Origin of the sequence: Actinomyces sp. MRS3W (genome assembly GCF_032465695.1) — a bacterium.
Lineage (GTDB): Bacteria > Actinomycetota > Actinomycetes > Actinomycetales > Actinomycetaceae > Actinomyces.
The window spans coordinates 1-1,910 of sequence record NZ_JAWDJJ010000327.1 but is presented as its reverse complement, the minus strand read 5'-3'; the positions used below and the strand labels follow the sequence as shown (position 1 = coordinate 1,910).

Sequence of the window (1,910 nt, the reverse complement as noted above, 5' to 3'; positions counted from 1 at the left end):
CCCGAACCCCGCCCTCCCCTTCACCGAAACCGGCACAAGTAACGCACCGAAACCGGCACAAATGACGTGCCAAGACCCGAGCGGTTAGCGACGGTGCCTGTCGCGGCCGCCTCAGGGCGGCGTTGGCTGGGCGATGCCCCTTGCCAAGATCAGCGGGGCGTCGTCCCGGCGTTGTGTGCTCCGTCGGGGGTGCGTCTCGTAGCGTGGGCAATTCCCGCGGGGGCTCGTGCCCGTTGCGGCCAGCGTGGCCGTTGCAGGGCGAGGCATCGTAGGCCCCACTTGTTTCCACCGGAGAAGCCCTGACCGGCCTCGATCTGGTCCATCATGACCTGCTGACATCGCCGTCAGCCAGCAACGTGCCAATGCCTACGAGCCAGCAACGATCCCACATCCGCGAGCTGAGCTCCGGATCAGCGGCGATCGCCACCGCATGACGAGACTCGCCGCGGTACGTCATTTGTGCCGGTCTCGGTACGTCATTAGTGCCGGTTTCGGCACGTTACAAGTGCCGGTTTCGGTGAAGGGGCGACGACGACGGCGGAGCTGCCGCCCCATGACCGCGCCCATGACACTGCATGACACTGGCGCTACACCCACGGCGCTAGCGCTGGGTGGGGAGCTCGAGAGCTTGGCGGAGCATCCGGTGCCGCGCCAGCACACCGTCCGCAGGGCGAGTGAGACCGCGGGCCACCACCGATTCCAGGCGCGCGCGCACCGCACGCGCATACTCGTCGGCCTCGCGGCCGGCCCGGGACCGCCGCGCGAGCAGCGCCACGCCCGCCACCACCAGGCCGACGACAAGCACCGCCAGCGGAGCGATAAGGCCGGAACCGTGCAGATGCCCCTGCACCAGATTGACCACGCCCCACACCAGGGCGGCGAGTGCGGCGAGCACACCGCCCCACCAGGCCAGCTCGATGACCGGGGTGCGGTGTCGGGGCATCTGCACACTGCCGACCGCCTCCGCGGTCTGGGCGGCAAGCGTCTCCGGGGTGACGACCGTGTTCTCAACGCTGCGCAGCCAGGCCCCGGGCAGCCCCTCGGTGGTACGACGCAGCCACGTCGTTTGAATGGAAGCCACGGCGTCGCGCGCAGGCGGGCTGGGCCGCGCCATGGCGCGCGGGAAGGTGCGCGCCAGCCCGGTGCGCACGGAGTCCTCAACCGCCTGGGCGCCGCTGGCGTGAGTCAGTGCCTCGACGGCGGCGTCGGCAAGTTCGGGGCTGGTGGCGACGGGGTGGGCGGCCACCGTCGAACGCAGCCGCAGCGCAATGGCATCGAGTTCGGCGGATGCGGTGCGGGCGGCGTTGGACTCCCGCGAGACCCGCTCCAGGAACAGCTGGCGGACGGCGGCGAGGTTGTCGCCGCGCAGCGCCGACACCGGCAGCACCTGCACATCATGCAGGCCGTCGGCGTCGAGCAGGGCGCGCACATCTGCGAGCAGGGCGTCAACGCCTCCGGCGGGAAGGGTGTCGGCCTGGTTGACCAGGACGAGCATGTCCTCCTGTCGGGCACCGAGCCCCCGCAGATACCCCTCGTGCAGCACCGCGTCGGCGTACTTCTGCGGGTCAACCACCCACACGAGGATGTCGGCCAGCGGCACCAGCCGGTCCACCTGGAGCGCGTGCTCGGTGGTGACCGAGTCGTAGTCGGGCACGTCCAGCAACACCAGGCCCGCGAACTCATCCTGATCGGTGGCGTCCAGGAGCGACTCGCGGCGGATGCGGCGGTCATCGGCGACCTCGAGGAAGTCGAGCAGGGGGCCGGCGTCGTCACCCCAGGAGCAGGCGGTGGCGCGCGACGTCGTGGGCCGGCGGGCGCCGACGTCGGCGAACTGCAGCCGGGTGAGGGCGTTGAACAGGGAGGACTTTCCGCTGCCGGTGCCGCCGAACAGGGCCACCACCGTGTGGTCG

General features: G+C 70.7%; 1 protein-coding gene. It reads right to left on the bottom strand.

Annotated features, from left to right (window positions below):
* Window positions 1-601: 601 nt before the first annotated feature.
* Window positions 602-1,910: GTPase (locus RWX45_RS12280; protein ID WP_316024004.1), on the bottom strand; the 1,309-nt coding region annotated here is incomplete at its 5' end.